Source organism: Bacteroides sp. FSHCM14E1 (assembly GCF_019633785.1).
Lineage (GTDB): Bacteria > Bacteroidota > Bacteroidia > Bacteroidales > Bacteroidaceae > Bacteroides > Bacteroides hominis.
This window is the reverse complement of sequence record NZ_JADKYL010000014.1, coordinates 1-26,048: the sequence shown is the minus strand read 5'-3', so window position 1 is coordinate 26,048 and position 26,048 is coordinate 1. Positions and strand designations below refer to the sequence as shown.

Below are 26,048 nucleotides of genomic sequence, written 5' to 3'. Positions count from 1 at the left end.
TTTGGAAACAAAGAATATATTAGAGAAATTTTTCTTTAATAGAAACCGTTTTATATTTACGTAACAATATCTGCAAACTGAACGTTGCAAATTGAAAGATTATCACTTACTTTGCACCGTATAAAATCTGAATATTAAAACGCAGTTGAAAAGATGAAGATTATTAATTTAAGTGAGACAAACTCAATATTGAATCAGTATGTATCAGAGATAAGGAACGTTGAGGTTCAAAACGACCGCTTGCGTTTTCGCCGTAATATTGAACGTATCGGCGAGGTAATGGCTTATGAAATGAGCAAGACGTTCGCTTATTCGGTAAAGGAGATACAGACCCCGTTGGGAATAGCACCTGTCAGTACACCGGACAATCAGTTAGTTATCAGTACGATACTTCGTGCCGGCCTGCCTTTCCACCAGGGTTTCCTGAGTTACTTCGATTATGCTGAGAATGCGTTCGTTTCAGCTTATCGCAAGTACAAAGATACGCTGAAATTTGACATACATATTGAATATATCGCTTCACCGCGTATTGACGGAAAAACTCTTATCATTACAGACCCGATGCTTGCCACAGGTGGCAGTATGGAGCTGAGTTATCAGGCTATGCTGACCAAGGGGCATCCTTCTGAGATTCATGTCGCTTCGATTATTGCCAGCCAGAGGGCTGTAGACCATATAGCCTCTATTCTGCCAGAAGATAAAACTACGATCTGGTGTGCCGCTATCGATCCTGAGATTAATGAGCATTCGTATATTGTTCCCGGTTTGGGCGATGCGGGCGATCTTGCTTTCGGTGAGAAAGAGTAAAAAAGATAGAAAAGGTGATGACCGGACAGCCTGCCTTCTTGCTCTCTGATTATGGATCGGGGAGAAGAAGGCAGGCTGTTTTTTTATAAAATGGTTTCTGATGGCAAGCAAGAAAGAAGAGATTTATGTATCTTTGTCACCACTATAATGAAACGTGGAAAGATATAATTAAAGTGAAAAATAAATTTTCTAAAATATTCTCAATAGCTGTTTATACGTCTTTTGCTTTATCGGTCGGGGCTTGTAAGAGTGATCCCGTCCGGCTGCCGGAACTGAGCGGGCACCGGGGAGCCGATTGCATCGCGCCGGAAAATACGTTGGCTTCAGCGGATTCTTGTATAAAGTATAAGATTGACTTTATGGAGTGTGATGTCTGTATCAGCAAGGACAGTGTGTTTTATTTGTTACACGACTCTACTTTAGACCGTACGACGAATGGAACAGGACCGATTGCCGGATGGCTTTCGGCGGATATTGATACGCTGGACGCAGGTTCGTGGTTCGGAGAAGAGTTCAAGGGGCAGCGCGTACCCCGGTTGGAGGTTTTGTTGCGCAAGGCCAAACAGAACGGATTAAAACTGACCCTCGATTATCGTTCGGGGGACTTCGGGCAATTGCTCAGTCTGGTGCGCAGAGAAGGAATGCTGGAAAATTGTACATTCACTTTTTGGTCGGACAAACAAGCAAAAGCATTTCGTGAGGCGGCTCCTGAAGTACGGACTTTGCAAGCGTATGTGGGAGGTGGTGCCGAACTTGATAAGGTTATAGCGGAAATAAACCCTAATATTGCAGTTATCCGGATCGATTCATTGGATGAGCATTTGGTGGAGCGTTGCCATAAAAAAGGGTTGAGAGTGCTTGCGTTAGCATTGGGCACCGACAATGTGGAAGAGTCCGACCGGAAAGCTATTGAACTTGGAGTGGATGTGTTGGCTACGGACAGACCGGAATTGTTTGTGAAGAAATACAGACCAGAGCATACATGGAAGGAGTGAAACGATGCGGGGACAGATATGATCTAAAAATAAGGGGTATCGTTCAACGATACCCCTTATTTTTAGATCATATGAATTAACGGGAAGGGTGTTTTATTTTACTTCCCATGTTTCATTGGTCATCAGTAACTCCTTGAAGTTGTGATACTTCTTTTTGCCTTTCACTTCGTCGATCTGTTCAACGATTGCATCGTTATAGGTTGGAGCTTCCACGTCACGAATCACACCGAGTGCAATCGGGAAATCCGGTCCTTCCATCAGTGCTAACTTCAGTTGCAAAGTGTTGTCTTGGCTGTGGGCATCGTGAACCAGGATGTCTTTTTCCGTAATGCCGTTTTCGCCTACTTTCACCACTTTCAGTCCGAAACCTTCCTGCATCAGTCCGAATTCTTTGTTCTCACCGAAGAGCATCGGTTTGCCATGCTCCAGATAGATTGCATTCTTAGAACGTCCCTCTTTGGTTGCTACCGATTCGTGTGTGCCGTCGTTGAAGATGACACAGTTTTGCAAAACTTCTACGACTGATGCCCCTTTATGGTTGGCGGCAGCTTTCAGGACTTCGACAGATGCCGGTCCGTCTACTGCTACACAACGCGCAAAGAAACGTCCGCGCGCTCCGAAGCAGAGCTCTGCCGGATGGAACGGGTCTTCTACGGTTCCGTAAGGAGACGATTTGCTGACGAAACCACGGTCGGAAGTCGGAGAATATTGACCTTTAGTCAGACCGTAGATACGGTTGTTCAACAAAATCATATTCAGGTCGATATTGCGACGTACCGCATGGATGAAGTGATTGCCGCCAATGGCCAGCCCGTCACCGTCACCGGAAATCTGCCAGATGGTTAAATTCGGATTAGCTACTTTGGCGCCTGTTGCGACAGCAGCTGCACGTCCATGAATGGTATGGAAACCGTAAGTGTTGACGTAATAAGGCAAACGGGAAGAACAACCGATACCGGAGATTACGGCAATGTTGTGTGGAGCTACTCCCAGTTCGGCCATGGCCTTGTGCAGAGAGTTCAGGAAAGCGTGGTCACCACATCCCGGGCACCAACGAGGCTGGCCTGATTTATAATCTTTTGCTGTATATACTGTTTCGCTCATCTCTTATTCCTCCAATAATTTAGTAAATGCTTCTACAAGTTCTCTCGTTACGAACGGCTGGCCCTTTACTTGGTTGAACTGGCTGATATTCAATCCGGGCACTTTCATGCGCAGATATCCTGCAAACTGTCCCAGGTTCTGTTCGGCCACCACGATCTTTTTGTATTTCTTCAGTACTTCAGCGGTGTTCTTAGGCAGCGGATTGATATATTGGAAATGGGCAAGTCCCACTTTCTTTCCGTTTTTGCGCATATGTTCCACAGCTGAATAGAGATGTCCATAAGTACCGCCCCAGCCAACTACCAACAGGTCGGCATCAGTATCGCCCTGTACTTCAAGTTCGGGGATGCTGTCGGCTATCTTTTCTATTTTAGCCTGGCGTAGAAGCGTCATTTTCTGGTGGTTCTCAGGTTCTGTAGAGATCACACCTGTTTCATTACTCTTTTCAAGTCCGCCGATGCGGTGCATGAATCCTTCTGTTCCGGGAACGGCCCAATAGCGTGCGCCGCTCTTTTCGTTACGTTGGAACGGAGTCCATGTTTCGGCCATCTCCGGTGTCACATACGGCGGTTTGATAGCCGGATATTCGTCCAGGTCAGGAAGTTTCCAGGCCGCAGAACCGTTGGCGATGAAGGCATCGGTCAGCAGTACTACCGGAGTCATGTGCTCAAGAGCTATTTTGGCAGCCATATAGGCGGCATCAAAGCAGTTAGTGGGCGAAGTGGCTGCAATGACGGGCATCGGGCTTTCGCCATTGCGTCCGTAGAGGGCTTGCAACAGGTCGGTTTGTTCCGATTTGGTTGGCATACCGGTAGAAGGTCCCCCGCGCTGTACATTAATTACGACCAATGGCAGTTCGGCAATAACAGCCAGGTTCATGGCTTCGCTTTTCAGGCAGACACCCGGTCCCGAAGTCGTTGTTACAGCCAGATCGCCTGCAAAAGCCGCACCAACGGCCGAAGCACATCCGGCAATTTCGTCTTCACACTGAACGGTTTTCACCCCCATTGATTTATGTTTTGCAAGCTCGTGCAGGATGTCGGTAGCGGGAGTAATAGGATATGATCCTAAATAGAGTTCCAACCCGGCTTTTTCCGCAGCGGCGATCAGGCCGTACGATGTAGCTTTGTTACCATTGATATCGGTATAGAGTCCTGCGGCTTTCGGAGTTTTACTTTCAATTTTGTAAGTGGAAGTAGAAGCGTGCGTATTGGCTCCATAATTGTAACCGTCGTTCAGCACTTTGATGTTGGCAGCGGCAATTTCCGGTTTCTTGGCGAACTTCTCGTTCAGCATTTTCTCTGCGGCGGACAGGTTACGGTTGAACAACCAGCATACTAATCCGAGGGCGAACATATTTTTGCAACGCAGCATGGCTTTGTTGTCCAGTCCGGAGTCTTTGAGGCTCTCCTTGCACATCGATGAGATGGGCACTTCGAGCACTTGTTGTTTGATTCCCAGCTCTTCAAAAGGGTTGCCTGTTTTAAACTGTGCTTTTTCCAGATCTTTTTCTCCGAAGGAGTCGGAGTCAGTGAGGACCAGTCCCTGCGGTTTACAGAATTTAATTTGAGTTTTCAGTGCGGCGGGATTCATGGCTACCAATACGTGGCAATGATCACCGGGGGTGAATATTTTACTTGCGCCAACGTGTACCTGAAAACCTGACACACCTGTCAGCGACCCTTGCGGAGCACGGATATCTGCCGGATAATCGGGAAATGTACAGATGTCATTTCCAACCGTAGCCGACACGTTCGAGAAGATGTTGCCGGCCAACTGCATACCGTCGCCGGAATCGCCGGAGAAGCGAACAACCACTTCCTCCAATTCTTTAACCATCATTTCGTCTGCCATAATTCTATTTATATATTTAAATTTAGGATTAACATTAACCGGTGTTAGTGTGTTCTTAGAATATTAACCACCAGCGTGTCTTTTTTGTTTGTCACTTCCTTGTATATGTGGCAGGCAAAGTTCGCAAAGTTAAGTGACTTAACAAAATCTTTTCTGATTTATCTGTAGGGCTTTATTAAAAGATACCCGTTTTGCTGCTATTTTGTTCTCCGGAGTAAGTAAAATGTCTGCATTTTGTCCGAATATAGGCATTCTGACAAGCAGATTGATATTGCTTCTTCACCCTTCTTCTGACGAATTGCTCTTCAATCGGCTTGATAGGTAGATATATGATTGTATTTTAATTGAATTTTCTTTCGTTTTTTGTGTTTTGAGTTCATTCTTGTGATCGCTCGTCTATTCTTTATTGATATAGGAGGTATTTGCATATTCTTCTTGTATAAATCTATTCTTCGGGGTTTGCCAAATCGGGAGAATGCGTTATCTTTGCAGTCGATATCTATCATGGCCCTGTAGTTCAACGGATAGAATAGAAGTTTCCTAAACTTTAGATAGGGGTTCGATTCTCCTCGGGGCTACCATAAAACAAAAAGCCTCCTTCGCATAATCGCGAAGGAGGCTTTTTTATTACCTTATAATATATCAGGCTTTATTCTTCTGTAGTAGTTGCCGGTGCCGAACCTTTTTTGTTTTTCAGCATCATATAAGCAATCGGAGAAGCTACGAACAGTGATGACAGTGTACCGATAACAACACCCAGAATCATTGCGAAGGCAAAGCTGCGGATAGAATCACCACCCAGGATGAAGATACACAGCAATACGATCAACGTACTCAATGAGGTATTGATGGTACGTGCCAGAGTTGTGTTCAGAGAGTCGTCGAACAACTGTTTCACATTGCGTTTCGGATACAGACCGAAGAACTCACGAACACGGTCGAAGATTACCACTTTATCGTTGATTGAGTAACCGATAGCGGTCAAGATGGCACCGATGAAGGTCTGGTCAATTTCCAGAGAGAACGGCATCCAGCCCCAGCACAGGGAGTATGCACCTAAGATCATCAGTGTATCACTGGTCAGAGCTACAACGGAACCCGCACTATAAGCGATGTTACGGAAGCGGATCAGGATGTACAGACCAATGGCGATCAGGGCGAATACAACCGACCAGATAGCTGAAGTCTTGATATCGTCGGCGATACTCGGACCTACTTTCTGTGAACTGATAATACTGCCGCCTGTGTGGTTGTCACGGTCGATGAATGTAGCCAGGGTGATGTTCTGAGTCAGCATGGGTTTCAATGCTTCGTACAGGTAAGATTCGATTTCCGAGTCCACGTTGTTACCTTCGTCCTGAATGCGGTAGTTGGTACTGATACGTACAGTCTTCTTGTCGGTACCGATAGAGATGACACTTACGTTGGCATCACCGAACTTGTTAGAAATCAGCTCACGTACCTGTTCCGGTTCAATCGGATTTTCGAACTGAACCTTGAAGTTACGTCCACCGGTGAAGTCGATACTCTGGCTTAAACCGCGGGTTACCAATGAACCGATGCAGATCAGCAGGATCACGCCTGTGATAGTCAACCATTTCTTGTTGCCACCCATAAAGTCGAAGTGGGTATTTACCAGCATCTTCTTTGAGATAGGTGAAGTAAATGTCAGATTCAGCAGTTTGTCTTTGTTCATGAAGTGTTCGTAAACCAGACGGGTCATGAACACGGCTGTGAAGAATGAACAGAGGATACCGATGATCAGGGTTGTGGCGAAACCACGGATCGGACCTGTACCGAAGTAGAACAGGATGATACCGGTGATGATAGAAGTCAAGTTGGAGTCGAAGATAGCAGAGAAGGCATTTGAATAACCGTCCGCCAATGCTTTCTTCACGCCCTTACCGCTACGAAGCTCTTCTTTGGTACGTTCGTAGATCAACACGTTCGCATCCACCGCCATACCGAGTGACAGCACCATACCGGCAATACCTGACATAGTCAGTGCGGCCTGGAAAGATGAAAGGATACCCAGCGTGAAGAAGAAGTTCAGCACCAAAGCGCCGTTGGCAATCATACCCGGGATGAATCCGTACATAGAGCACATATAGATCATCAACAGGATCAGAGCGACAACGAATGAGAAGATACCTGCGTTAATGGATTCCTGACCTAATGACGGACCAACGATGTCTTCCTGAACGATGTGTGCAGGAGCCGGCATCTTACCGGACTTCAATACGTTAGCCAAGTCCTTTGCCTGTTCCGGAGTAAAGTGGCCGGTGATCTGTGAGTTACCGCCTGTGATTTCGTTACTTACGTTCGGTGCGGAATATACATAGTTATCCAATACGATGGCGATGGACTTATTGATGTTCTGTTTGGTCAGCAATGCCCAACGGCGTGCACCGTCAGAGTTCATCGACATGCTTACAGACGGTTTGCCATATTGGTCGTAGTCGTCTTTGGCATCGGTTACAACGTCACCTTCCAGCGGTGCTTTGCCATTACGTTCGGTCGATTTGATAGCATACAATTCGAAAGTCTGGCCTTTCGGATCGTATTCGAACGGAGAAACACCCCATTTTAAACGGAGATCTTTCGGCAATTCGGCAGCTATTTCCTTCATAGCGAGGTATGAATTGACAGTAGCTGTATCTTTGTAGTTGGCGTAACCTACTACGGGACCTCCGTTGGGGTTTACACTCAGGATGGCCAGTAGCGGATGTTCTTTTTTCAATTGTTCCAGATCGGCAGAAGAAGCCTGCTGTTTCTTTTCTCCACCTTTCAGTGCGGCAGCAAGGCTGTCGGCGGCGCTGATTGCTTTATCGGGAGTAGCTTCTGTTGCAGCCAAGGCTGTCGAATCTACTGCGGCAACAGTATCGTTGGCGGTAGTTTCGTGTGCCAGGACTGCGCGGAGTTTAGAGTCGGCAGCCTGCAAGTAAGGAGCTACTTCTTTGGCGTTGTATGTTTCCCAGAATTCAAGGTTAGCCGATCCCTGGAGCAACTTTCTTACACGTTCGGGTTCTTTGATACCCGGAAGTTCCACCATGATACGTCCCATTTTGTCCTCGAGGCTCTGGATGTTGGGCTGAACCACACCAAAGCGGTCGATACGTGTACGAAGCACGTTGTAGGAGTTGGTTACGGCAGCTTTTACTTCTTCTCTCAACACCTTTTCAACTTCGGCGTCAGATGATTTCTGGTTTACTTTGTCTTTGAGCTGTTGTGTTGCGAAGAGTTCAGAAAGCTTGGCACCCGGGGCAGTCTTGTGATACTCTTTAATAAACAGCGTGATCACGTCGTCCTGGCTGGTAGTAGCTTGTTTGGCAGCTTCGGACAGTGCTTTGTTGAAAGCTTCGTCGGGCTTGTTGTCAGCCAATGCTTTGATAACATCGGGTACAGACACTTCGAGGATAACGTTCATACCTCCCTTAAGGTCCAGACCTAAACTGATTTCCATTTCACGACACTGTTTCAGCGTATAGTTACCCAACCATACTTTCTCGTTGGAGAGAGAGTCGAGGTAGTCCTGCTCTACTTTCACATCGCCTTTCGCAAACTCTTTTGCCTTATTGGTATAATGGCGAGTCACGAAGGAGAAAGAGAGGTAGAACACGCATACCAGCGTGAGTAATACCGCAAAAACCTTTACAAATCCTTTGTTTTGCATTTTACTTTTAATTTATTATGATTACATTTTAATTGATTTCTGTCGCATACAAGGCTGCAAATATAGTTTTTTTTTCACATTCAGAAGTAATTAGGAGGCAAATATTTGAATGTGAAGGGGATTTTTGAGACGCTTTGGCGGATATTGTTGGAAGTATCGTTTGTCATTTTGGCAATATGTCAAATGAAGGCTCTCAGATTTCATTTTTTCGGCTTCTTGGCACAGGTTGCCCCGGAAAACCGGCTCTATTTCGTTTCGGAGTTTATCGCATTTTCGGTTTTATCTTTCATTTTCTTTCAGAAAGAAAGCTGTGTGGACGTAAATGTATCCGATACGTCTTCCGGGGAGGATAATCTGTCTTTTTGATGTTTCGATAAGGACTGTTGAGAGAAGGCTGTTAGAAGATTATAAGGTCCGGATAAGTGTTATTTTTCGGGACAATAGATGTAATTTGAATAACATATAGAGATATGGGGGAAAAGAAGTAAGCATTTTCGGAAAATGCTTACTTCTTTTGGGGTAAATGCTTACTTCTTTTCCCGAAAAGAAAGGGTCTTTTTGCCCTAAACCCCGGCTCATGTCGATGTAAACCCCGGCTTTCCGGTTCCAATTCACCGTTTTTTCTTCTGTCCGGCTCCTGGTTTGAGACTTTTTTCACCGGGTATGGTTAGCGAATAGCGCTTTTTACTGTCTTTTTGTTACTGAATCGGATCGGCGGGAAACAAAAGCGCACATTCCGCTTGTTGTGTCCCCAAGGCAGTACCGATGCGTACGGGGCTGTGTGGATGCTGTAGGAACGAACTGTTTCCTACGATTAATCGGGGAGCGTGATGTAGCACCAGATGGGGTAATGGTCTGAGTCTTTGATCGAATTGTCTACCGTACATCCCGATGCTTTCAGATTCTTGCTGATCAGGATATTGTCGATCCGGAAGTAGAATTTATTCTGGTTGTACGAGATACCCAGTCCCCGTCCCGATTCGGTGAATGCGTCATCCAGATCTTGCGAAATAACCCGGTGGGCATACGATATGGGAGAGTCGTTAAAGTCGCCGCAAACGATGACCGAGGGGTAGGGAGAACGGGCTATTTCCTGAGCAATGGCGCGTGCCTGTGCCGAGCGGATAGCCGAAGCTTCAGCCAGTTTATTGACGAGTTGCCGGATACCGCTTTTCACTTTTCCTGCTTTCGGGTCTTTCAGCATGTCTTCGTATACTACTTTATCTTCGCGGGTAAGCTTGTTCGATTCAAGATGATTGTTTATCAGCAAGACGGTGTCTTTTCCTATTTTTATATCGTAAACCATGCTGCCGTTGTAGTTGCTCTGATAGTCGAGCATACGGGCGGAAAGAATGGGGAACTTGGAGTAACAGGCTATCTGGCTGCCGGCTCCCGTCTTTCCCACCTGTTTGATGTGACGATACGGGTAGTCTTTTAAGGCTTGCCTGATCTCTTTATTGTTGAGGTGTATCTTGGCTGTTTCGGAACCCGCATACTCCTGCATGCAGACAATGTCGGCTTTGCTGTTCTTTATATAGTTCAGAATAGGGTTCTGTCCATTCTCTTTCTTCATGTTGCCGAAGGACATGATGTTGTACGAAAGGAGTTTAATGCTGTTCTCCGGCTGTCCGGACGGCCCCATGTTGAAGGGCATATACGTCCTGATCTGCGGATAACAAAGCAGGAATCCTAAAAGAGGTACCAACGCGAGACGGTAGCGCACGATAAGCCAAAAGACCAGAAAGCAGAAATTGATGACGAGAAAGATGGGGAATGTCAGTCCCAGACACGACTGCACCGGGTGTACTTCAGGGTTGATGTACGGACTGTAAGCCGTCAGCAGCAACATTCCGATGAAGAATGCGTTGACGGCCAGGAACAGGAATAGGGCTAATCTGCCTATATGCTTCATGCGTTATCTTTTGCTTGCGTCGAACAAGCTCTTTTTTTCTTCCGTAGTCAGGCTCTCGTAACCCGATTTCTTCAGTTTGTCGAGAATGCGGTCTATCTCGTCCGACTGTGCCTTTTTACGGGCATTGTAGTCGTAATCGTTCTGACGGGTATTGTTTCCGTAATGCACCTTCATTTTGGGTTTCCGTTTCCAGGTTTTGGCGCTGAACAGGGCGGCGATTGCGTCGAGCGCTTTGTTAACCCATGAAGTGATGTCTTTCCCTTTGTTCAGGCTGGCCGCAAACCAGAGTCCTGCCAGTGCCCCGCCCAGGTGGGCGATGTGCCCGCCTGCATTGCTTGAGGTGATAAAAAACAAATCGGTCAGCACAACGATCAGGGCCAGATACTTCAGACGCACATTGCCGAAAAAGAGAAGGCGTACAGGATAATTGGGCTCCCGATAGGCGGTTGCCACTACGATGGCCAGCACCGAAGCCGATGCGCCTACCATGGTGGAGTAGGCGGTCATTGGGCGAAAATACGGAAAGACATTATAAGAGATCATATACAGCAGCCCGCCACAGATTCCGCCTACAATATAAAGACCTCTCAGGTGTTTGCCCGAGAAGAAATACAGGAACAGCGAACCGAACCAATAAAGCCAGAGCATGTTGAACAGGATGTGCAGGAATCCTGCATGCATAAACATATAAGTAAAGATGGACCATGGTTGCCACACAAACCGTGTGAAGGATGCCGGCAAAGCTAATAATTCAAAGATCCCTGCCGCGCTCCGGTTGAACAACTGCAACAGGATACCGATCAGCGTCGTAACAACGAATACACCGACGTTGATGAATATCAGTTGGATATAGACGTTTCCTCTGCGAAACGCTTCTTTCAGGTCAGTTATAATATGTCCCATTGTTTCTGTTCTTTTTTCTCCAGTACATGATCAGGATAAATCCGAATATCATTCCTCCGAGGTGTGCAAAGTGTGCCACGTTATCACCCGGATTGTTGGCAAAGCCTGCGTACAACTCTATCAGGGCATATCCGATGACGAAGAACTTTGCCTTGATGGGGAAGGGCAGCGGGAAGATGAACAACTGCTGGTTGGGGAACAACATTCCGAAAGCCAGCAAGATGGCATATACGGATCCCGAAGCTCCCACTGTGGTCATCATGTTCAGGTATTCACTCATGGGGATAATGCCCGTACCGATGTTTACACTGGTATATTGCGACAGTTCGGTCACGTATTGTATGTATTGCACCACCTCCTGAAGCAGGCCTGCGCCCACGCCGCAGAGGATATAATAGAATAAAAAACGTTTCGGTCCCCATACTTGTTCAAGAATCCGGCCGAACATCCATACTGCGAACATATTGAAAAAGATGTGGCTGAATCCTCCGTGCATAAACATATAAGTGAATAGCTGTGCCGGATTGAAGTTGTCGGCGAGGAAAAAGTGGAGACCCAGATAATCGGATAAGTTAATCCCGTAGCTTTGCGCTACAAGTTGACCGAGGAATAGGAGAACATTGATAATTATCAGGTTTTTTGTTACAGTTGGCATTCTTCTAATTTGTTAATGTAATTAATGTGATAATGTGTGCATTAGCTCCTTTACACATGATAATAGACGCAAAAATACGAATAAATTCTGTTCTACAGCAGAAAAATAATCTACTATTAGTTCTTTTTCAACAATTTGATGTGTTTTTTTGATGTTTTTATTTGATATGTTGTTTTGTTACTCTATATTTGTGAGGATTTTAAGGATATCTTTTGTGTAACATATATTAATTAATCATTTACGTATTATGAATAAGGCTGAACTTATTAATGCAATGGCAGCAGAATCCGGTTTAAGTAAAGTGGATTCTAAGAAAGCACTTGAAGCTTTCTTTTCTTCGGTTACAAAAGCTTTGTCAGCTGGTGACAAAATCTCTTTGGTTGGTTTCGGTACATTTTCTGTAGCTGAAAGAGCCGAAAGATCAGGTATCAATCCTTCTACAAAGAAAGCGATTATTATTCCCGCAAAGAAAGTTGCTAAATTCAAGCCAGGTGCTGAGCTGGCAGATGCTATAAAATAAGCATTTATAGTTGAAAAGAAATTAAGAGAGGAGACGCTGATGCGTCTCCTTTTTTTGTATCTTTGCGCGCAGAATAATAACTTGGATATGAAGATAGAAGATAAACTTGTGGCGTCCGTAATCAGCGGACTCAAAGCGCTTTACGGACAGGATGTGCCTGCCGCGCAAGTGCAGTTGCAAAAGACAAAGAAAGAGTTTGAAGGACACCTCACCCTTGTGGTATTCCCTTTCCTGAGAATGTCGAAGAAGGGCCCGGAGCAAACCGCACAGGAAATCGGTGAGTATCTGAAAGCCAATGAACCGGCTGTAGCAGCTTTCAATGTGATCAAGGGCTTCCTGAATCTGACCATCGCGTCGGCTGCCTGGATCGAACTGTTGAATGAGATTCATGCCGATGCACAATACGGCATTGTCTCAGCGGATGAAAATGCTCCGCTGGTAATGATTGAATATTCGTCACCCAATACCAATAAACCTCTTCATCTGGGCCATGTGCGCAATAACCTGTTGGGTAATGCACTGGCCAATATCGTCATGGCGAACGGAAATAAGGTAGTCAAAACCAATATCGTCAACGACCGTGGTATCCATATCTGCAAGTCGATGCTGGCATGGCAGAAGTATGGCAATGGTGAAACACCCGAGTCGTCGGGTAAAAAAGGCGACCATCTGGTAGGCGATTATTACGTCGCTTTCGACAAGCACTATAAAGCTGAGGTAGCGGAGTTGATGGAGAAAGGTATGACCAAGGAAGAAGCCGAGGCAGCCTCTCCGCTGATGAATGAAGCGCGTGAGATGTTGGTGAAATGGGAGGCGGGTGATCCAGAAGTGCGTGCACTCTGGCAGATGATGAATAACTGGGTATACGAAGGCTTTGATGAAACCTACCGTAAGATGGGAGTGGGCTTCGATAAAATCTATTATGAATCCAATACATACCTGGAAGGCAAAGAGAAAGTGATGGAAGGTCTTGAAAAGGGTTTCTTCTTTAAGAAAGAAGATGGCTCGGTCTGGGCTGACCTGACGGCGGAAGGATTGGATCATAAACTGCTGCTTCGTGGAGACGGAACCTCAGTATACATGACTCAGGACATTGGTACGGCCAAATTGCGTTTTGCCGACTATCCTATTAATAAGATGATCTATGTGGTAGGAAACGAACAGAACTATCACTTTCAGGTATTGTCCATCTTGCTTGATAAGCTCGGATTTGAGTGGGGCAAGAGCCTGGTACATTTCTCTTATGGTATGGTGGAACTGCCTGAAGGCAAGATGAAGTCGCGTGAGGGTACGGTGGTAGATGCTGACGACCTGATGGCGGAAATGATTGCGACAGCCAAGGAAACTTCTCAGGAATTGGGCAAGTTGGACGGGCTGACACAGGAAGAGGCAGACGACATTGCACGTATCGTCGGACTGGGAGCACTGAAATACTTTATCCTTAAAGTGGATGCCCGTAAGAACATGACCTTCAACCCGAAGGAATCTATTGACTTTAACGGTAATACAGGTCCTTTTATCCAGTATACTTATGCACGTATCCAGTCCGTTCTGCGTAAAGCAGCCGAAGCAGGCATTGTGATTCCGCAAGTGCTTCCGGCCAATATCGAGCTGAGTGAGAAAGAGGAGGGATTGATTCAGATGGTTGCCGACTTTGCCGCAGTAGTGCGTCAGGCCGGTGAAGACTATAGCCCGTCAGGTATCGCCAACTACGTTTACGATTTGGTGAAAGAATACAATCAGTTCTATCATGACTTCAGCATCCTGCGTGAAGAGAATGAAGACGTGAAACTGTTCCGTGTCGCTCTGTCTGCCAATATTGCCAAGGTTGTCCGTTTGGGAATGGGATTGCTGGGCATTGAAGTACCGGACAGAATGTAAGATATTCTTTGAATAAAAATAGAAACTACGGGATTTCTTTAGTCAGAACAACTGCTAAAGGAATCCCGTAGTCGTATTTGCCTCATAAGTTCCGGAGAAATTATTGCAGATCCTGATAGTCCCAGATTTTATGTGACTTGCCATCTTCACTTATGATGCCACCGGAACAATATTTGTAAACAAGTTCCTTTTCGAAGCTGCCGATGGAACTTGCTTTTCCGTTTATCCAGTCGCTAAAACCGAGGTAAGTCTCAAAAAGACTGTTCTTTTCCTGCGGATAACTGAACGTACCGTTACCACTCGCTACGGCAAGGCCGTAAGGCATATTCTCCTTATTTACCATATCGTATACTTTGTAATCGATATCTGAACTGGCAGCGTACATCCGTTTTCCGTCTACTTCGATAAACCAGGCTACCCATGCTGCTTTTTGTTCTGTTTTGGCGAAAGCATAGTTTTGTATATTGGTTGAGGAGAGCCTATAACGTATGGGAGTATTGTCGTCAACCGTATTGATGAATCCCTGTTTTCCTGAAAACAAATCAGTCCTTACGTCATTACTGATAATATGTTCGGAACCATCGGACAAGATGCATCCCAATTTTATCGTTTTAATACTTCCTAAAGCAATCGGTTGGATTTTTATGCTTTGCCAGGTTTCGTCAGGGTGTTGGTAAGCGTGATTGCTTGCAGTGTTTTGTACGTGAATGATTAAGTCATTATAATCATAATCACCGTTTTGCGTATCTTCAAACATGACTGCCTGCCAGGTCTTGGCGTAAGTGGTCTCGGCACCTTCTTTTAGAACATCATAACTAATGTTGATCCCATCTCCCGCACGGGTCGAAACTGCCGTATTTTTAGGTATACGGATGGTGATGGGTTCATTGGCTACGGCTATGGTGTCTTCTCCGTAAGTCACAAAGGTCGTATACCCTTCTTTGATAGGCACGTCGAAATCCTGAGAGGTTTCGCAGTTTGCCACACGTGTTTCAATAATCTGAGAATAATCTTTCTCGTCTTCGATGCAGGAAGCCCACAATGCAATAGAGGCAACTGCTAAAATGACTTTCTTCATAGATTGTTTGTTTTGTTTGTCCGGCAAAGATATGCAATAAAAGTGATAACTTGCTGAATAATAGTTGGGAAAATAAAAAAAACACAAATGATACAGATGCTGCACACTTCTCGGGGAAGTTGGCAGATTCTGTATCATCCGTGCTTTTTAATCGGGGAGCCTTGAGTATGGCTATTTCTTCTTGGCATAGCGTCCGCGTTTCGGAGCGCTTTCTGCCTTTTCGCTTTGCAGTTTGATGATTTCCAGACAAGTCTTGTAATTCAGGTCGGCCGGTACTACATCTTTCGGGATTTTATAGTTACTTCCTTTATAAGTAATGTATGGGCCATACCTGCCGTTAAGGATTTCCATTTCCGGATCTTCATCGAATTTTTTGATGTGCTTTTTCGCTTCTGCTTCGCGCTTGGCCAGAATCAGTTCGATAGCTTCGTCCAGTGTAACTTCCAGCGGATCGTAGGTTTTGGGCAAAGACACATATTTAGAGTCATGGTATACATAAGGTCCGAAACGTCCTGTACCGATGGTTACGGTTTTTTCTTCAAATTCTCCTACTTTGCGCGGCAATTTGAATAAATCCAGTGCTTCTTCCAGTGTGATGGTCTCCATGGACTGCCCTTTCTTCATCTGTGCGAAGCGGGGTTTGTCCGTATCGTCGGCTGTGCCGATCTGTACAACGGGACCGAAGCGTCCGATTTTTACCGATACGGTTTTTCCGGTTTTAGGTTCTTCTCCCAAGATACGTTCGCCTACCTTATGTTCGGTTTTAGTAGCCAGTGTCGTTTCCACTGACGGATGGAACTCCTTGTAGAAGTCCTTCATGATGCTTGTCCATTTTTTATCACCTTCGGCTATTTCGTCGAATTGCTTTTCTACGTTAGCTGTGAAGTTATAATCCAGGATGTTGGGGAAATATTCGGTAAGAAAGTCATTTACTACAGTACCGATGTCGGTCGGCAACAGTTTCGATTTCTCCGCCCCGACAACTTCCGTGTGTTTGACATCTGTAATTTGATCATCCTTCAGAGTCAGTATGTCGAATGAACGTTCTTCTCCGGTTTTATCGCCCTTCTCTACATATTCGCGTTGTTGGATGGTGGAGATAGTCGGTGCGTAAGTTGACGGACGTCCGATTCCCAATTCTTCCAGTTTGCGCACCAGGCTGGCTTCAGTGTAACGCGAGGGGCGTTGTGTGAAGCGTTCGGTAGCTACAATGCCCTGATGTTCCAGTATCTGTCCTTTTTTCAGGGGAGGCAGCAGGTGGCTCTCGTCTTCCTGTTCGTTATCATCGTCATACGACTCTTTGTATACGCGCAGAAAACCATCGAATTTAATAACTTCTCCGGTAGCGGTGAATTTGTCGCTTCCGCTACTGATACCAATGGTTGCCGTTGTTTTCTCCAATTCGGCGTCTGCCATTTGTGAGGCTATGGTACGCTTCCAGATCAGGTCGTATAGCTTTCTTTCCTGCGCCGATCCTTCGACAGTCTGGTTTTCCATATAAGTCGGACGAATGGCTTCGTGCGCTTCCTGGGCACCCTTGGTTTTTGTAGCAAAGTGGCGGGGATGCACATACTGTTCACCCATCATCTGTGCGATGGCAGCCTTGCTGCCTTCTGTGGCGTATTCCGACAGGTTGACCGAGTCGGTACGCATATAAGTGATCAATCCCGATTCATAAAGTTTCTGGGCAACCATCATGGTCTGTGCTACAGTGAACCCGAGTTTGCGGGCTGCTTCCTGTTGCAAGGTAGAAGTCGTGAAGGGAGCCGCCGGACTTTTCTTTACCGGGCGGGTTACGATATCTTCAATGGAGAATGTGGCAGCTTTGCATGACTCGAGGAACTTTTGGGCTTCCTTTTTCGTCTTCAGGCGACGAGCCAGTTCCGCTTTCATCTCTACCTGTTTACCATCGGCATCCGGTACCAGGAAAACCGCAGTGACACGGTATGAGGCTTCACTTTTGAAAGCCTGTATCTCGCGTTCGCGTTCTACAATCAGTCGTACTGCTACCGATTGTACCCGGCCTGCAGAGAGCGCCGGTTTCACTTTCTTCCACAGCACAGGTGAAAGTTCGAAACCTACGATGCGGTCTAAGATGCGGCGGGCCTGCTGAGCATTCACCAGGTTTATGTCAATGTCGCGCGGCTGTTCGATAGCCTTCAGTATGGCTGTTTTGGTGATTTCGTGAAAAACGATACGCTTCGTATTTTCAGGTTTTAGTTTCAGTACCTCGTAAAGGTGCCATGAAATAGCTTCTCCCTCACGGTCCTCATCGGATGCGAGCCATACGGTTTCCGCTTTGCTTGCTTCCTCTTTCAGTTTATCGACCAGCTCTTGTTTCTCTTCCGGTATTTCATATTTGGGTTTGAAATTCTTTTCTATATCGATAGAAAATTCTTTTTTCTTCAGGTCGCGAATATGTCCGTAACTTGAGAGAACTTTAAAATCTTTCCCAAGAAACTTTTCAATCGTTTTTGCTTTTGCTGGAGATTCGACAATGACAAGGTTTTTCTGCATATCTGTGATATTAAAACATATAAATTGCCCGCAAAAGTAGAAAAAAACGTTTTCTTTACCTTATAATATAGAGAGAATCTGATATTTTTTGCAAAAAAAGACCTTTTTTATAAGAATCTTTTAAAACTGGAAGCTAAGTCCTCCTACAAAATTGATTCCCTCAACCGGATAATACAAGTAGTACTGATATTTCTTATTCAGCAAATTGTCAGCCTTTACATATGCCGAGATTCCCTTGAAAATTTTATATGTAGCTCCCAAGCTTAGATTGCTGACGGCAGGAATACTTTTCCCGTAAGCTACGCTGTATCGTTCGGCTCTGCGGGTATATTGGTAGCCTGCGTTTAGCCAGAGTGCGGGTATCGGATGAACTTCTGCATGAATACCGAAATCAAACTCCGGTTTCATCAACAATGCTTCATCGTAGCTGAGCGCTTTCGAATCGGTTCCTTTGTTGTCCGTATTCCAGTGATAATAGGTTCCTCCTGCCGATAGGGCGAATAGGTCCTTGTATTCGTAGCTGGCTTTGATGCCTGCGTAAAAGTTATCCGTATTGGTTTGTCCCAAAGCGATATAATTTGCTCCGCTTCCACCAATCCATTGGTCTGCCGATTGGTACAAATCATCTTTCAGATTCTGGTATCCGCCGAATATATCGAACCAGAGGCCCGGTGTCGGACTGGCTTTGAATCCTAATCCGGCATTCAGTTGCTCATAAGTGTCTCTGACTTCCTGTCCCGGATCGAGGTATGGATTGTAGGTCTCCAATCGGCGGAAATCATTCAACTGTCTGCCTCCGGTTGCTTTGGCGTATAGTACGTAACTGTCGGAGAACACATATTGAGCTTTTACGTCCGGAGAGACACGTACTGCTTTTCCATTTCCGAAAGAGAGGTCTACGTTGGCTCCGACATGTACTCTCCAACTGTCATCATTCAATTCGTAGTAGGGATTCAGATCAAGCGTTGTACGGCTCTTGAAAATATTCTTTATCCGGTCTTTATTTTCTTTCAGTTCGTTCCCGTAGATCAGATTGTTCATGGCAAATCCGATAGCTACTGTCTGCTCGTCGCTGATTGAACCGCTTACGGTTGCCAAGGTGCGTATCAGCGTTTCGTTTACTCCTCCGAAGAGCTGACATTGTTGGCGTCCGTATAACATCAGGTTGGTCTCCGCCCGGTATTGCAGCGGTAGGGTCTCGTCAGTCGATTTCACTCCGAAGTGCACATCACCGGAAGTAAACTTCTGCTTCTTGAATCCGTAGGGTTCGTAATTGAAGTTGCTCAGGCCGAAATTACCGGCTACGTTCAAATCCAGTTTGGCAAATTGATGAACATAATCTACGTTTGCCCTTGTGCGGTAATAGAAGGCATTCCATTTTCGGGTATCACCGAAAGGCATATCTAACTTTCCGTCCATTCCGTCCATCTTGAAGTTTACGTTCAGTTTGTCCTGATCCGAGAGCCGGAACAGGTAATTGCCCAAAATATCCAGATTGCCATAATTACCGTATCCCAGACGGACGTATCCCGGAATGAAGCCCGGTTGTATTTCCTTGCCGGTGTAAGCTCCTATTGCCCCTATCGGAATTGAAGTGGCGGGCGTAGTGAATGTAGCATATTCCACCTCTTTTTTACTGACAGTAGGCTCTTCTACTTTAGGGAGGACATTTACTTTGGAAGCATCCATTATGTCCGGGTTATATTGCTGCTCTACCACTACGGTGCGGTTTACAGTCGTATCTTTGGGTTGCGTCTGAGCCAGTATCGAAACAGGCAGCGCGGTAAAAGCAATTCCTAAAAGGATATAATTGTTATATTTCATACTCTGTTACTTATTAAGGTTGTTCAGTCTGCTTTCAATCATATTCTCGATATCATCGTCAGCATGGTAATTCTGCTGCAGGCTCAGCAAGTACTGACGGGCATCCAGTTTTTTATCCATAGCTACGTATACATCCGACAGGAGGATGAACCCGCGTGCCAGCCAGTAGGCATGTGGTGTGCTTTGGTCGATGAAGTTCAGCAACTCTTTCTCTGCGGCTGCATAATTCTGCGTGTTGTACAGCTCTTGTGCAACCAGGAATTTTGCTTCCGCGCCATACAGGTTGCGTGTATCTTTTGCCAACTCTTTTAAATCTGCCATGGCTGCCTTATCTCCTTTCTGGTTCAGGTAAGCCTTTGCCCGATAATACAAAGCTTCATTCTTGAGTTCAGGACTCAGTTTGGCTTCAGATAGCAAGGCCGTTGCCGCATGGATGGTTTCCGTATCGTCTTTCAGCAAATAAGCTGCACGGAGCATACCCGTTTCAGCCAGCAATCTTCGTTCGGCAGTGGTTGCTTTCTCTTTCAGCATTTTGTAACTTGCCAATGCATCGGCAAACTGCACTTTGTTGAACTGAACTTCCGCACGCATAATCAGTGCTTCTTCCGAGAACGGATTGTCCGGATATTCAAGCAACTTGCCCGAGTGTTCCAGAATCATATCATAATTTTTCTGTTCCTTACCTATCAGGCAGAGATAATAGTGGGCATTCAGTCCGAATGCTCCGTCCGGGAAAGTCTGCAGATACTTTCCGAAGCTTTCTTTAGCCTGTTCCACCCGTCCGCGCATATAAATCTTCTCAGCTGCCATGTAGGTCAGTGAATCCTGTTCGCTGGCATCGAAGCGGATGTTGCCCGGCATGGCCGAAGCCAGTGCGGCAAATTCGTCGATGCGGTTCATGTCTACATAGATCGACTTCAGGTCGCGCATGGCCAGGCGGGCTTCGTCGCTTCCCGGATATTTCTGTACTACCTGTTTATAAGCGTCAATGGCCTGGTTATAATCTTCATTCTGGTAGTAGAGCAAACCGATTTCCGCTGCTGCCTTGCGGCTGACGGGGCTTTCGGGGTATTTGGCCAATAACTCCTTGAAAGAGGTGATGGCCTGTTGGTTATTATCCATCAGGACATAAGAACGTCCTTTTTCGTACAGAGCACTGATGGCATAGGGTGAAGCGGGATATTTACCTGCCAGGCGGTTCAGCCAGGTGATTTTGCCTGAATAGTCTTTTTGCAGTCCCGATACCAGTGCGAGTTGGTAGAATGAATAATCTCCCGAGGGAGTATTCATTGCTTCTGCCTGTGAATAATAGTGTTTGGCTTCATCGAAGTTACGCACATCCAGGTAGCAGTCACCGATGCGGTTGTAGGCATCGGCCAGTGCCGTTTTATTTTCTCCTTTCTCCAGGCTGATGTATTTTCGGAACCAGTTTTGTGCTTGTACATAATCTTTTTGATGAAATGCGATATAGCCTAAGTTATAATGTGCCAGGGCATACATTTCGTTATTGGTCTGTTGAGTCAGTTGCAGATAATCGGTGAAGTTGCGTTTGGCTTCTTCCATCCGGTTCAGTCGATAGTATGCTTCGCCCCTCCAGTAGAGGGCGTCTGCTTTGGTCTGCCGGTTGTATTGTCCGAGTCCGAGTGAGCGGTCGAAGTAGCCGATGGACTGTTCGAATTGCGTGTTGGCAAACGCTTGTGTACCCAGTTGGAATAAGATACGCTGTTTGGCTTCCAGAATACGTTTGCCGGGGTGGGCGATACGGTCGATTGACTTCAGTGCCGCTTCATAGCTCCGCGTATTCATATATACCTCTACCAGATAGCTGCTTACCATCTCGGCATATTCGGAGGTGGGGAATTCATTGAGGAATTTTTCAAAGACAGTCACCGATTCTCCGAAAGCCGAATAAGATGTTTCGTGGATACATAACGCATAATTGTAGGCAGCTTGTTCTTTAATCTTCGGATTTGCGTTCGAAGCGGCAGCCTGTTCGAATGCCATGCGTGCTTTGTTCTTTTCAGCCAGATGCAGATAGGCAAGTCCCATGTGCAAGTAAGCATTCTGTGTCAACGCGTCGTTTTCGGTAGTGACTTCTCCAAGTGTTTCGGCAGCTTTAGAGAAAACACCGGTCTGGAAATAAGACAGGCCCAGCATATAGAGTGCATCTCTTCGGGGTGCATTTTCTTTTTCCAGATAATTTCGGAAAGAAGTGACCGCCTTGTGATAATCTCCGAAATGATAATATGCATCTCCCAGAATCCGGTACATTTCAGCGGCGTGTTCGTTTTGCGGATAGGCAGACAGGTAATTCTGGGCCACGATCTGAGCCTTGTCATAGTTCTTCTTGATGGCATAGATTTCAGCAATGTAATAGGGTACCAGGGCTTTGTATTTAGCGTCATCCTGTAATGGGAGAAAGCCTTTCAGTGCTTCATCGTACCGTTTCTGCGTGTATCGGATGTATGAGATATAGTATGAGCAGTCATTCGCATACTTGGGACTGCTTGCTTTCAGGGTTTCGAACCAGATGGCCGCTTCTTTGACATTGCCTACTTTCAGGTAGCAGGTAGCCAACCGGTAGGTCATGTCGTCCCGTTCTTCATTGCCCAGCAGGTCGAGACGTGAAGAGTTGAACAGGGCAAGTGCTTCGTCATAGTTCCCTTGGTAAAAATAAGCGGAAGCTATCAGTGCATAAATCCGGTTGGCGTGAGGAGTGTCCGGATAGGTATCCAGATAGCTGCGCAGTTGTGCGATGGCATTGCGGTCTTTCAATTCATATGCCGAGCATACCAACATGTATTCAGCCTCTTCTTTCAGGTTCACATCCGCTTTCTGGCGGACGAATGTGCGTAGGGGAGGCATAGCGGCTGCATAGTTCTTTTGCAGAAACAGCTCTTTCCCTTCTTTATACAGATTTACGGGAGACGTTATTTTCTCGCTGGTTTGTGCCTGCAGAGCGACAGGCACACAACATGCCACGGCACATATCAATCGTGATATCTTTTTTTTCATAATTCAGAGTTTTGACAAAAGTACTTGTTTTTATGTATTTTACCTCTCTTTCAGGAATCTTTTTAACCCTTTTTTGATAGAGCCGAGTCCGAACTCTTCGGGATTAATTTGGTTCAATGGGACGAAAAACGAGTCTGCTACATCATCCATTGCCTCAAAGTGACTTGTGTTTTCCACTTGGCAAAGGAAAAACATGTCGAGCGTATGTACAGGAAACCCGGAATAGATATAAATGTTCGGAAGTGAAAACAGGTAGGTTGCCTTTTTCACTTTCAGTCCGGTTTCCTCTTCTACTTCCCGAGCCACTCCTTCTTCACCCGTTTCGTTCATGTCGATGAAACCGCCCGGAAGGTCCAGTGTGTCTTTAGCCGGTTCTTTGGCACGACGACATACCAACAGTTCGTCTTGCTCATTCAGAATCAGTGCCACTGTAGCCGATGACGGGTTGAAATAATAAACGAACCCGCAATCGGTACATTGTTTAGACTTCTCGTTGTGAATCTCAAAATGGGCTGAACCACATTTCGGACAGTATTTGAATTGGTTAAGTGGGTGTTCCATCCTTCTCATTGTTTTTGTACGGGCAAAAATAATGAAAAAGAAGCAGTTTCAGGTGATATGTCCGTCAGTATTGTATGTTTTAATATAAAGCGTATAAATCCGTATGGAAATTAATGCAGCGCATTTTTGCACATTGCACTGCATTTGGCTTTTATATTGTCTATATTATGGCATTTGTCTGATTATTAGCTAATTTGCTACGATTGTTTCGTATATTCCTGATAAACAAATATATATGCATGTGTTTTTTAGTACGAAAGTTTGTCCCTTTCAAATATATTCCCTATTTTTGAAGAACCGATTCCGAACCTTATATTTAATAAACAGGCAGGATTATGAAAAAGTATATATGTCTTTTCTTGACGCTTTGGGGATTATTGCCGGGCTTTGCCCAGCAGACCGACACTGTAGTACTGAATCTTTCGGAAGCCATTACCCATGAACCCAAGGTAATAATGCTTAGCGAAATAGCTTCCGATATTCACTTTATTTCTTTGGAAACAACGGATGACTTTTTCTTGTGCGATGAATATCGCATCATCTATACTGGAGATGATATTCTGGTATATGACCGGCAGATGAGAAATTATTTTCGTTTCGATAAGAACGGGAAGTTACTCAACCGGATTGGTGAGTATGGTCAAAAGACGGAGAATTATCTTGTGGGACTGTCGTTCTCTTATGATTATTCGGAGAAAAGAGTATATGTACATGATATAAGAACACTGGTCTGCTATGATCTGGATGGAAAATTTATAAAACGTATACCGGTTCCGCATCTTAATGGCGATGCCTGTGCGGTATTTGATAAAGGGCATATCCTTTATAGTGATAGCCGGTTTTACATAGACCGGGATAATCCGTTACAACTCTTTCTGACAGACGAAACCGGTAAGGAGTTAAAAGTGTGGCAAGGATATGTTGAGAAATATAAGTCTTATAAAGCTCTGATGTCTACTCGCGATTTGATGTACAATTATCAGGGAGCTGTTTATTTTAAACCTGCATTTGAGAATCTTATTTATAGGATAGATGGACAGGGAGAAAAGACGGTTGCCTGGCAGTTTGATTGTTCAGGTTATGAGATCAATGTTTCTGTCAATGAAGCTGATCCAAAGAATCGTTATCAGGCTATTTCTGTTCAGCAAGTGTTTGAATCGGATCACTACTTATTCGTTTCCTATATTTTAAGGAATAATAATTTCACAGGTTTGTATGATAAAGATCAAAGGACGTTTTCGAATGTAATTGTAAAGGATGACTTATCCGGAGGTTTTGATTTTATCTTCTCCGGTATAGGTTTTGGTAATCAGTTGATAAACGCTCATGCTGTTTCCTATGCAAAAAAGGCAGAACGCTATCCGGAAGCTTTATTACCATCCCGCAGGCAAGAATTGGATTCATTGGTCAATCAATTACGTATGGGAGATAATCCGGTGATATCCATAACGACTTTAAAATAATAACGACTAAAACGAACGATATGATGCAGAAAGACTTTTTTATCAGTGTGTTAACTTTAGGGCTGATCCTTTGCTTCACTGCTTGTGGAGAGAAAAAAATAACCGTAAAGTCCGCGCTTGAGAGGGTGGAAGCTTTTGCTTTTGATGTAAATGACGATTATCTACAGAGCTACGCCGGTAGTTTTTGTTATTCCACATCAGCCCGTATTGATGGTAAACAGTGTTTAGTAGTCTATAATGGTAAACTTCACTCTGTTGATATTTTGAATCTGACCGATTGTCAGCCTTTGCGGCAAGTAATTTTGGCTAAGGAGGGGCCGGACCAGATCCTTACTCCCAAAGGGATTGGCTATTATAAGGATTCATTTATTATATTTACTACCAATGGTTTGTATCGCGTTGGTCAGGACGGGAAAGTATTGTCTAAGAAACTGCTGAATGATTTGCCTCAGGTTAAGGAAGATGGATATGGCATAGCCGTACCCGGTCTTTCTATTTATTTTAGTGTGTATAGTTTCTTTGGATTTGATGCCAGTAAGGGGGTAGTGGCATTACCTCTTTATTCTTATGAGAAAGATGCTACAGGAGAATATCCTAAGAAAGTATTGGTCATTTCGTGTGATGATTGGACTATACGGAATGAAGTGGAAATAGATTGTCCTGATATCATAAAGAAGGAGGGAGACATGCAATTATTGAGTTGCATCAATGTACTTCCTCACGGAGACTGGCTGATTTATAATTTTCCGGCATCTTCCAAAGTTTATGTTTACGATTTGTCGGCAAAGAAGAGTAAAGAATATGATTTCCCTTCTACCTTTACAGATTCTTTTTTCCGTTTACCGGATATGAACGAAGAGGAACCCGGTTTCGGATGTCTGAAAACCGGTTATTATTTCCCATTGTGCTATGATGCGTACCATGACGTATTCTGGCGAGTTCAGCAGGGACCATTGGATGGGCATGGAGTAGCAGGCAAGCCTTTTTCTATCATGTGTATATCTACTGACCTGATGAATAGTGCAGAGTACGTGATTCCTGCCGGTTCAAAAATTTATCCGGATCTGGCTTTTACGGATTCATTGGTTTTATTGCCTTATACGGGAGGAGATAAGATAGGTGAAAACAATATGTGCTTCTATGGATTGAAGTATTAAGGCCAGGGCGGACGCTCAATAAGTATAACATCTTATTAGGGTTGTATTATTTCCTAAATATGTAGTCCCTTCCCTGTATTTTTCAATATTTCCTGCTCCTTTTGTCTGTGTGTAATATAATTCATTACA

17 protein-coding genes and 1 tRNA gene are annotated in these 26,048 nt (G+C 45.1%); 7 read left to right on the top strand and 11 right to left on the bottom strand.

What is annotated here, in order from left to right; all coding sequences use genetic code 11:
* Positions 1-153 precede the first annotated feature (153 nt).
* Together upp and ISX59_RS17900 are read left to right on the top strand one after the other, a co-directional pair.
* A complete protein-coding gene (gene upp, locus ISX59_RS17905) occupies positions 154-807 on the top strand; it encodes a uracil phosphoribosyltransferase (RefSeq protein ID WP_005811733.1) in 654 nt (217 codons plus the stop codon).
* 125 nt (positions 808-932) lie between these two features.
* Complete coding sequence (locus ISX59_RS17900) at positions 933-1,802, top strand: glycerophosphodiester phosphodiesterase family protein (protein ID WP_005822372.1); 870 nt, start codon at positions 933-935, stop codon at positions 1,800-1,802.
* A 93-nt stretch (positions 1,803-1,895) separates the two neighbouring features.
* Here the strand turns inward: ISX59_RS17900 and ISX59_RS17895 are convergent, their stop codons facing one another.
* Both ISX59_RS17895 and ISX59_RS17890 read right to left on the bottom strand, forming a co-directional pair.
* On the bottom strand, positions 1,896-2,906 hold the full coding sequence (locus tag ISX59_RS17895) for a 2-oxoacid:ferredoxin oxidoreductase subunit beta (RefSeq protein ID WP_005781799.1): 1,011 nt from the start codon (positions 2,904-2,906) through the stop codon (positions 1,896-1,898).
* 3 nt (positions 2,907-2,909) lie between these two features.
* Entirely contained in the window at positions 2,910-4,760 is a 1,851-nt protein-coding gene (locus tag ISX59_RS17890) for a 2-oxoacid:acceptor oxidoreductase subunit alpha (protein ID WP_005811730.1), read from the bottom strand.
* Positions 4,761-5,266: 506 nt separating this feature from the next.
* Here ISX59_RS17890 and ISX59_RS17885 point away from each other — a divergent pair.
* Positions 5,267-5,341: transfer RNA gene (locus tag ISX59_RS17885), tRNA-Arg, on the top strand.
* A gap of 68 nt (positions 5,342-5,409) precedes the next feature.
* Here the strand turns inward: ISX59_RS17885 and secDF are convergent.
* From secDF to ISX59_RS17865, 4 genes are all read right to left on the bottom strand, one after another.
* Positions 5,410-8,433: a protein translocase subunit SecDF gene (secDF, locus tag ISX59_RS17880; RefSeq protein ID WP_005811728.1), complete on the bottom strand. Its 3,024-nt coding sequence runs from the start codon at positions 8,431-8,433 to the stop codon at positions 5,410-5,412.
* Between the two features lie 814 nt (positions 8,434-9,247).
* The gene (locus ISX59_RS17875; protein WP_005781809.1) at positions 9,248-10,345 is read right to left on the bottom strand and encodes an endonuclease/exonuclease/phosphatase family protein; all 1,098 of its coding nucleotides are present in this window, start codon (positions 10,343-10,345) and stop codon (positions 9,248-9,250) included.
* 3 nt (positions 10,346-10,348) lie between these two features.
* Complete coding sequence (locus ISX59_RS17870) at positions 10,349-11,248, bottom strand: rhomboid family intramembrane serine protease (RefSeq protein ID WP_005781812.1); 900 nt, start codon at positions 11,246-11,248, stop codon at positions 10,349-10,351.
* Positions 11,229-11,903 carry a rhomboid family intramembrane serine protease gene (locus tag ISX59_RS17865; RefSeq protein ID WP_005781814.1) on the bottom strand — a complete coding sequence of 225 codons (675 nt, stop codon included), beginning with the start codon at positions 11,901-11,903 and terminating at the stop codon, positions 11,229-11,231. The genes ISX59_RS17870 and ISX59_RS17865 overlap by 20 nt, the downstream gene beginning before the upstream one ends.
* 247 nt (positions 11,904-12,150) lie before the next feature.
* Here ISX59_RS17865 and ISX59_RS17860 point away from each other — a divergent pair, with 247 nt between their 5' ends.
* Together ISX59_RS17860 and argS are read left to right on the top strand one after the other, a co-directional pair.
* A complete protein-coding gene (locus ISX59_RS17860; RefSeq protein ID WP_005781816.1) occupies positions 12,151-12,423 on the top strand; it encodes an HU family DNA-binding protein in 273 nt (90 codons plus the stop codon).
* 87 nt (positions 12,424-12,510) lie between these two features.
* On the top strand, positions 12,511-14,304 hold the full coding sequence (gene argS / locus ISX59_RS17855) for an arginine--tRNA ligase (protein WP_032530971.1): 1,794 nt from the start codon (positions 12,511-12,513) through the stop codon (positions 14,302-14,304).
* Positions 14,305-14,404: 100 nt separating this feature from the next.
* Here argS and ISX59_RS17850 read toward each other — a convergent pair whose 3' ends face one another.
* From ISX59_RS17850 to ISX59_RS17830, 5 genes are all read right to left on the bottom strand, one after another.
* Positions 14,405-15,382: a DUF4842 domain-containing protein gene (locus ISX59_RS17850; protein WP_032537714.1), complete on the bottom strand. Its 978-nt coding sequence runs from the start codon at positions 15,380-15,382 to the stop codon at positions 14,405-14,407.
* A 171-nt stretch (positions 15,383-15,553) separates the two neighbouring features.
* Positions 15,554-17,899, bottom strand: a complete 2,346-nt coding sequence (topA, locus tag ISX59_RS17845; RefSeq protein WP_005811721.1) for a type I DNA topoisomerase — start codon at positions 17,897-17,899, stop codon at positions 15,554-15,556.
* Between the two features lie 120 nt (positions 17,900-18,019).
* Positions 18,020-19,723 carry a TonB-dependent receptor gene (locus ISX59_RS17840; RefSeq protein WP_005822364.1) on the bottom strand — a complete coding sequence of 568 codons (1,704 nt, stop codon included), beginning with the start codon at positions 19,721-19,723 and terminating at the stop codon, positions 18,020-18,022.
* A gap of 6 nt (positions 19,724-19,729) precedes the next feature.
* Positions 19,730-22,738: a tetratricopeptide repeat protein gene (locus ISX59_RS17835; protein ID WP_005781828.1), complete on the bottom strand. Its 3,009-nt coding sequence runs from the start codon at positions 22,736-22,738 to the stop codon at positions 19,730-19,732.
* Positions 22,739-22,777: 39 nt separating this feature from the next.
* The gene (locus tag ISX59_RS17830) at positions 22,778-23,299 is read right to left on the bottom strand and encodes an NUDIX domain-containing protein (protein ID WP_005822363.1); all 522 of its coding nucleotides are present in this window, start codon (positions 23,297-23,299) and stop codon (positions 22,778-22,780) included.
* A gap of 335 nt (positions 23,300-23,634) precedes the next feature.
* Between ISX59_RS17830 and ISX59_RS17825 the strand changes: the two genes are divergently transcribed.
* Positions 23,635-24,762, top strand: a complete 1,128-nt coding sequence (locus ISX59_RS17825) for a 6-bladed beta-propeller (protein ID WP_005822362.1) — start codon at positions 23,635-23,637, stop codon at positions 24,760-24,762.
* A gap of 20 nt (positions 24,763-24,782) precedes the next feature.
* The gene (locus ISX59_RS17820; protein ID WP_220576121.1) at positions 24,783-25,919 is read left to right on the top strand and encodes a DUF4221 family protein; all 1,137 of its coding nucleotides are present in this window, start codon (positions 24,783-24,785) and stop codon (positions 25,917-25,919) included.
* Positions 25,920-26,048: the final 129 nt, after the last annotated feature.

Coding starts and splice junctions, on each gene's coding strand:
- ISX59_RS17895 (WP_005781799.1), bottom strand. CDS start 2,906: ATGAGCGAAACAGTATATACAGCAAAAGATTATAAATCAGGCCAGCCT.
- upp (WP_005811733.1), top strand. CDS start 154: ATGAAGATTATTAATTTAAGTGAGACAAACTCAATATTGAATCAGTAT.
- ISX59_RS17890 (WP_005811730.1), bottom strand. CDS start 4,760: ATGGCAGACGAAATGATGGTTAAAGAATTGGAGGAAGTGGTTGTTCGC.
- ISX59_RS17850 (WP_032537714.1), bottom strand. CDS start 15,382: ATGAAGAAAGTCATTTTAGCAGTTGCCTCTATTGCATTGTGGGCTTCC.
- secDF (WP_005811728.1), bottom strand. CDS start 8,433: ATGCAAAACAAAGGATTTGTAAAGGTTTTTGCGGTATTACTCACGCTG.
- ISX59_RS17875 (WP_005781809.1), bottom strand. CDS start 10,345: ATGAAGCATATAGGCAGATTAGCCCTATTCCTGTTCCTGGCCGTCAAC.
- ISX59_RS17820 (WP_220576121.1), top strand. CDS start 24,783: ATGATGCAGAAAGACTTTTTTATCAGTGTGTTAACTTTAGGGCTGATC.
- ISX59_RS17865 (WP_005781814.1), bottom strand. CDS start 11,903: ATGCCAACTGTAACAAAAAACCTGATAATTATCAATGTTCTCCTATTC.
- ISX59_RS17830 (WP_005822363.1), bottom strand. CDS start 23,299: ATGGAACACCCACTTAACCAATTCAAATACTGTCCGAAATGTGGTTCA.
- ISX59_RS17900 (WP_005822372.1), top strand. CDS start 933: ATGTATCTTTGTCACCACTATAATGAAACGTGGAAAGATATAATTAAA.
- ISX59_RS17835 (WP_005781828.1), bottom strand. CDS start 22,738: ATGAAAAAAAAGATATCACGATTGATATGTGCCGTGGCATGTTGTGTG.
- argS (WP_032530971.1), top strand. CDS start 12,511: ATGAAGATAGAAGATAAACTTGTGGCGTCCGTAATCAGCGGACTCAAA.
- ISX59_RS17825 (WP_005822362.1), top strand. CDS start 23,635: ATGAAAAAGTATATATGTCTTTTCTTGACGCTTTGGGGATTATTGCCG.
- topA (WP_005811721.1), bottom strand. CDS start 17,899: ATGCAGAAAAACCTTGTCATTGTCGAATCTCCAGCAAAAGCAAAAACG.
- ISX59_RS17860 (WP_005781816.1), top strand. CDS start 12,151: ATGAATAAGGCTGAACTTATTAATGCAATGGCAGCAGAATCCGGTTTA.
- ISX59_RS17870 (WP_005781812.1), bottom strand. CDS start 11,248: ATGGGACATATTATAACTGACCTGAAAGAAGCGTTTCGCAGAGGAAAC.
- ISX59_RS17840 (WP_005822364.1), bottom strand. CDS start 19,723: ATGAAATATAACAATTATATCCTTTTAGGAATTGCTTTTACCGCGCTG.